This window comes from Dethiosulfatarculus sandiegensis, from assembly GCF_000931935.2.
In the GTDB taxonomy this organism is placed as follows: Bacteria; Desulfobacterota; Desulfarculia; order Desulfarculales; family Desulfarculaceae; genus Dethiosulfatarculus; species Dethiosulfatarculus sandiegensis.
This window is the reverse complement of the sequence record NZ_AZAC01000046.1, coordinates 1-6495: the sequence shown is the minus strand read 5'-3', so window position 1 is coordinate 6495 and position 6495 is coordinate 1. Positions and strand designations below refer to the sequence as shown.

Here is a 6495-nt window from a genome sequence, read left to right as displayed (position 1 = left end):
AAACCAGGGGGCATTTCCCCAATGATCAGGCCGCCACCAAGCTGCTTTACCTTGCCATTAAAAACCTGGCGGAAAAGTGGAAGAGGCCGCCAAAGGATTGGACCGCAGCCATGAATCAATTCGCTATCTTATTTGACGAAAGAATTCGCGCGGTGCAAAATTGAATTCGTAAATCAAATCCGTAATTGGCTCATACACAGAAAACAAGACAGTCTCGACGGCGACAAAAAAACAGAAGGTGAATTCAGCTTGAAAAGCCTGGGAAATGGGAATATCACCTCATCTCACAGGTTTAATGATTTACCGTCCATCAGGATGCTATTGGGGGATGCACTTAGAATGCCTGAACTCACCATGGATCAGATCAACCAGATTGTTCACAACTTCATAGTTCGTGACCTTAACGAGTTTGAAAACTGGAAGATAGACAGGGAAAGGCCGCTCACTGAACAAGAAATTGACCGTTATTTTGATAACCTGGATGTTTGCGACTTTGTCATCATGGAGCCTGTCAACTCCTCCGACTACACCCAGTTTCAGCATGTGGCCAAAGATGAGCTAAAGCGAATTGGATTAAGCCTGCCCACCTCTTCCCTCAGCTTCAAGCGGCTTGCCTGGGAACTCACCAAGGCAATTCAAAAAGTCAATAGAATCAAGATGGATAGGCTTCATGGCCGCTATGGTGATCAATACGCAGACCCCCAATATGGGTCATACCTGCCCATGGGTGAAAAAAAGCCAAAGTCCAAAAAGCCTGAGGTTGAGACAACCATCACCATGCGCAAGGCTGTGGATAAGTTCACCAAGCACAAGGTGCGAACTGGAGCCTGGAACAAGGGCACCATAATGGACCTCAACCCAAAAATAGAGCTTTTCCTGCAAGTTGTTGGTGAGAAGACCTTGGTCAGTGAACTTACCCTGCCCCAGGTCCGCAGGTATGCCAACAAGGTTTATAGCCTCTCCGGCAAAACCACAGGCAGTAAAATCACACCCAAGGCCATTATCAACCACTTTTCCATTATCAAGGCCTTGTTAACTTGGCTGAAAGGTCAGGGATACGGCCTTAGGGATGGGCTTAAGGGAGTACTGGTGGTTGAGGGCAAGAAGCGCAAGCACTCTTCACCCATCAAGGCCTACACATCTCAAGATCTATACAAGCTGTTTGTGGAAAGCCGTTGGTATGCAGAGGATTTAATTAACAAAAGACACCCTTCCAAGTTCTGGGTGCCGCTTTTGGCTCTGTTCACAGGAGCCAGGTTGGAAGAAATAGCACAGCTATTGACCGCAGACATCAGGCAGGTTGAAGGCATATGGTGCATGGATATCAATAACAACCTTCCTCCACAAGCAGGTAAATCCAAGGGTTTAAAGAAGTCCGTAAAAACAGAAGCAGGTGAACGCAAGATCCCTCTACACCCCTTTTTGCTCGATGATCTTCACTTCCTGGACTATGTGCAGGGTGTTGACCCCAACGGCAGGCTGTGGCCTGAGTTAAAGCTCAGCACGGCCAAGCAGAAGTACAGCTATGCCATAGGCCAATGGTGGAGCAGATTGAAAAAAGAGGCAGGGTTTGGCAATGATAAGAACTTCCATTCCCTGCGCCACACCTTTACAAACTGCTGTAAACAAAGCGATATTGACCGGAGCAAAACCAAGGAGGTTTTAGGTCATGAGCAGCAGGATATAACCTGGGGAACTTATGCAGAAAAGTATTCGGTCAAGATTCTTTATGCAGATGTGATCAGCCGCATTGACTTTGGGGTGGACTTAACCAGCCTGAAGAATTCCAAGTTCGTTAAGAAATAACTTATTGCAATAACAGGATTAATTCAGAGGCAAAGGAAGGATTCCCCGAGTAAAACAACAGAGCTGGTGAAGTTTATCTTTGGTGTTTTAGCGTTAATACGTAAGACGAAAAAATAAATATTGCCAATTGGCCTTCAAATAGCCTTGGCAAGGCCATAACTTAATAAACCCTATGATGAGCTATAGGTAAAAACAGAAAACCTCACAGCGGGGTCATACGTAAGCCTAACGGGATTTACGGTTTAATGGAAGGTTTCTAGTTCAGGTGAACCATTTAAATTTGTGAGGTTTATCTGTGCCGCTTACAGATAAGGTCTTTCATGGCCAGCAGGCAAGGGTTTAAACCAAAGAGGCAGGTTGCCCAGGGCACAGGGACAACAAACATGCTGTTAACCAGCAATGCAAACACAGACATAACGTGATCCTTTTTAGCTCTAAACTTCCAGATTTACTTTCTGAAAAGACTTATTGGGCTACCCCTAGCTACGCCATTAGTTTTTGAGAATCTTTGCGTGGTGAGCCTATACGGCGCTTTAAACAAGTTTTAGGCTGTAGGGTTGTAAACAAAAAAGCCCCATGCATCCAGGGGCAGGCATTGCCAAGGGCACACAGAGCTGTGTGGTTTAACACACTCAATGATTATATATGGTTAAAGCCGTTTAAGGGTGCCATGGTTCCCATATTCCCAGGTTCCCACTCTTAAAACAACTCACTATTTTAAACCGTTATCAACACTCCCCTTTTATGACTACCCTTTGAGATCCACTCTTCACCAAGGAAAGCTTTAATAGGTTTAACTGGGAATAACCAGGAGGAGGGGAGTTAACATGGTTCCCCCTTTAATACAGGTGCTTTAAATCTAGTTTTAAATATGTTTTAGTTATATCAATCCCCCCCTTCCCCCCTTAGATCTTATCTTTAACACAGGTGTTTTAAATGAAGTTTTAAATCTAGTTTTAATTCAAGTTATTATTAAAGATATTCCTCTGGGTAGTTCCCCCTCTTTTAGTTCTAAACTAGTTTTAAATATATTTGAATTATATCCATCCCCCTTTCCCCTTCTACTAAGAATGCAACTTAATTGATTTAGCCGATATATCAGGTAGTTATGACGGAGAAACAAACCATTCTTTTTGCTAGGTAACGAATTGATACTATTTGCTATATCAAGAGAGGGATGTAGTTCTGGAACTTAGATATGAAAGGTCTCATTTTACAAACAATATACACATGTTATTTACCTATAGACAGATATGATCACACATTCAGTGAAATACGAAATTAAAACTTACCGATGATCCTTGCCGGAATCAGACATATACTCAATTATTTTCTCAGCTAATATAGGCTCAATTTTTTTCTTAAAAGATTGACCTATTGACGTACCGACGATTACTTTAATATTTTTTACAGTTTTAGTTTTTATTTCTGATTTTTGTATCGATTTGAAAGTCTCATCGAGGAATCCAGAAAAATTATTGGTTGGATATAGCGGTAATTGCAAGTCTTTAAAATCACCTGGATTTAAAAGTATAGGAAATGTTGAAGGAAAAAGTTGTTGGTAGTAATTTTTCCCTATTTTCCAACCAATTAGTGTTATATTAACCGGTATTTGAGACTTATTTGTTATAGAAATTACACAATAATCCAATTCTGGAGTACCATTAAGATAAATTTTCCTTAAACCAGCATGGACGCCTAGTTTGGCTTTGTTTTTGTAAATACCAAACCACAAGGAAAGTAGGACCGCAGCACAAGTGAAAAACCCGCTAAACCAAGTGCCGAGAACACCCCATAATTGAATAGTTACGGTGTCCATTTTAAATAAGCTCCCTCGTGAAAACTTTATTCCAAGAGTCAAACAACCTAATAGTCTTGATTACTATAAGCAGTGTATATTTTAAATTGTTCTCATAACATTTAGCTATGGATATTTTAATGATTCATGAATAATAAGTTCTTAGATCGATCTTCTACAAGCAAACCTCATCCTCAACAGCGGCTATTTCATCAGCAGTTATGCCAATGTAGCGCCTGGTGATAGCCGGGCTACTGTGACCGAACTTGGCTTGGATCAGCTCTAAGGGCACACCCTTTTTCCTGGCATGATAACCCCAGGTCTTCCTAAGGGTGTGAGTTCCACAGTCCTCATTGACACCTGCCTTTTTGCACCAGGCTTTAAGCAAGCGCCAGACCTGGACGCTATCAACCGGCTTGGAGGATCTCAGGGATTTAAACAGGTAGGTATCTCTCTCTGGGTAGTCCGCCTGCTTGAGGAACCACTCTAAGGCTTCCCTGGCAGGCTTGTTGATAACGGTCTTCCTTTGCTTCCTGGTTTTCTTCTCCCTGATGGTGAAGGAAGGTTTAACCAGGTACTGCTCGTCTATCACATCACCCAGCTTTAAGGCCAGTAGGTCAGAGATCCTCAGGGCAAAGTTAATACCCAGCACAAAGAGCAGGTAATCCCTGGGGTGACCTTCGGTCTTGAGCATGGATCTGATCACAGCGATCTTTTTAGGGTCTCGGATAGGCTCAACTGCTCTGGACATTTAGCTTGCCTCCACACAATGTTTAAGCTTTATATAGCAGTTTTGTTGTGCGGATTCAAGGTTAAGGTGAATTGGCCAAAGGCCAAAATGTATTACCTGCTTAATTTCAGCACGTTGATATTTTAGCACCAACACAAGAGAACATACATTTTATTGTGTTAATTCAAGTAAGACTTAGCTCCTTCCCCAAAGGCTTACCCCTTTGGCCCTTGGCAATCCCTACCAGGTCAACCCAACCAACAAGGCAAGAGGTTTTCATGAATAGGCAGTAGGGGAAGACTAATGATTTTGTCTGATGCTCTGAGAAAAAAACCGGTACCGGGGGAGGAAAATGCACAAAGCGCCATATATATGAGCTCACGAAAATTTGTGAAATAAAATTTGCCTGGGATGGGGTTCTGCTGCTATATCGGTTTTGTGCTACCTGGAATTTTAAGTGGAAAAGAGCTAAATTTGCGGAAAAGGTGGCGGAGTTGTTCACTCCAGTGAATCCTACTCCCTCCGCCAACATACCTTATCTTACTGCGTTTCTTAATAAATCAGTAAAAAACACCGCAAATTTGCTCAACTGTTACAGTTCCCTGTTACAGCGGAGTGAAAAATCATGTCCAAAATGGGCCGCCTGGTTCGTCGTGGAAACTTCCGGGAAGAATGTCTGAATATGGATTGGTTTTTATCGCTTGCCGATACCCATAAAAAAGATCGAACAAAAGTACTTGGATTATAACAGTTTCAGGCCTCATTCCTCCCTGGATAATAGGCTCCTGGATCAGTTTATGGAGGAGGCCTCAGAAAGCCGAATTTTTCTACAGTTGCCCGGTACCGTATAGGGGTGAGGCGCCTGGCCGCAGAATGGAAACAGAAAAAATTAAGTATGATCATATTTGCCAGGAAAGTGCGGACAGGAAAGGCCATGCCGATTGCCATGGTGCGCTCTTGGCTCGGGTGGAGGACGTAAGCTGCAAGTGAAAACACCCCCACTCTTAGGGCAGAGTGGGGGTGTTAAATTAATCATATAATAGGGGCGCTACAATCCGAGCCTGTTGTTTCCATAATTGTTTTGCCCGCAAAACTTTTCCCGCGCCCTGGCGCTTTTCACCAAATACGAAACCAGATAGCCGGCTACCAAAGTATAAGGACTCAATCTATACATAACCGCCGCCGAGACTTCTTAAGTCTTCAATCATGTCAGCCCCCTCCGCAACTACTCTCACATATAGCTCCCCCTCGCCCATGTATTCCACATCGATATAATAGGTGCCTTTTTCGCTTACACTCTTCTCTATCGTGGCCCTAAAGCCAGACCCACTTCGGTAAAACCATGCACTTGAGGGAGCTTTCAAGCCAATCCGTTCAATACCCTCGCTCTGAAAACCCCAAACATTTATTGTTAATTTGGTCTTGCCCTTCACCTTGAAGGAGAATTCTTCATGCCCAGGAAACTGGCGATAGGTAGGCGTAGCAAAAGTGTTATTCAGCATCGAAATCTCGTTATCCTCAGGTTCCTCAGGTTCCTCATCCTTAGTCCCATACTCCTCCTGGGCCTTTGCGCTTTTCACCAAGTCCGAGACCAGATAACTTGCCACCACTGGGGCCACAAAAGCGGCCGCTCCAGCCTTTCTTATGAAATTCCTACGGGAAGGTGTAGTGTTCTGGGTCTGAGTTGTTTTTTCACAATTTGTTGTGTCTTCCATTGAGATCTCCTTTGAGGTCATTTGTGGACATTAATATCTGAACTGTAGTTTCAGGGGTGCCGTTAAAGAGGTAGTAGGTGTGGCAGCTTTTTAAAAAAGCGTTCAATCTTTGCAGGTGTGCGCCGAACTCCAGTCTGCCAGGTGCGCATTGTTCCAAGAGCAAAGGTAAAAGTTCATGGGCAGGCGCCTCATCCATGCGTGAGCTTTGGCCAAAATTGGGGCGGATATAATAAACCGCAGTGGGTTTTATATGCGGTGCGCACCATTTTTGCCCCATATCGGTGGGGTCCATGAATACAAAGGGCATAGTGGAAAAGTGCAGAAAACCAGGGCGGTCATTGTATAGGGAGCGCAGTTCGGGAAAAATCTCCAACGATGGCTTTTTTAGGTGAAAGCGTCTAGGGTAAACCCTGGCTCCGTTATCCAGGATCAATAATTTTTCATCG

Annotated in this window: 5 protein-coding genes and 1 pseudogene; 2 read left to right on the top strand and 4 right to left on the bottom strand. The window is 43.7% G+C overall.

Annotated elements, in window-relative coordinates:
* Both X474_RS26605 and X474_RS20710 read left to right on the top strand, forming a co-directional pair.
* Window positions 1–164, top strand: a pseudogene (locus X474_RS26605) (IS256 family transposase); the annotation flags it as partial.
* A gap of 175 nt (window positions 165–339) precedes the next feature.
* A complete protein-coding gene (locus tag X474_RS20710) occupies window positions 340–1806 on the top strand; it encodes a site-specific integrase (RefSeq protein ID WP_052515468.1) in 1467 nt (488 codons plus the stop codon).
* A gap of 1288 nt (window positions 1807–3094) precedes the next feature.
* On the opposite strand, the gene X474_RS20705 is transcribed toward X474_RS20710, so the two are convergent.
* The 4 genes from X474_RS20705 to X474_RS26600 form a co-directional block, all read right to left on the bottom strand.
* Window positions 3095–3625, bottom strand: a complete 531-nt coding sequence (locus tag X474_RS20705; RefSeq protein WP_044351735.1) for a hypothetical protein — start codon at window positions 3623–3625, stop codon at window positions 3095–3097.
* Window positions 3626–3779: 154 nt separating this feature from the next.
* A complete protein-coding gene (locus tag X474_RS20700; RefSeq protein ID WP_044351733.1) occupies window positions 3780–4355 on the bottom strand; it encodes a tyrosine-type recombinase/integrase in 576 nt (191 codons plus the stop codon).
* Between the two features lie 1145 nt (window positions 4356–5500).
* Window positions 5501–6049 (bottom strand): hypothetical protein, encoded by a 549-nt coding sequence (locus tag X474_RS20695; RefSeq protein WP_044351732.1) that lies wholly within the window; start codon window positions 6047–6049, stop codon window positions 5501–5503.
* The coding region (locus X474_RS26600) for a hypothetical protein (protein ID WP_044351730.1) at window positions 6027–6495 on the bottom strand (469 nt) is incomplete at its 5' end. The genes X474_RS20695 and X474_RS26600, both read right to left, overlap by 23 nt.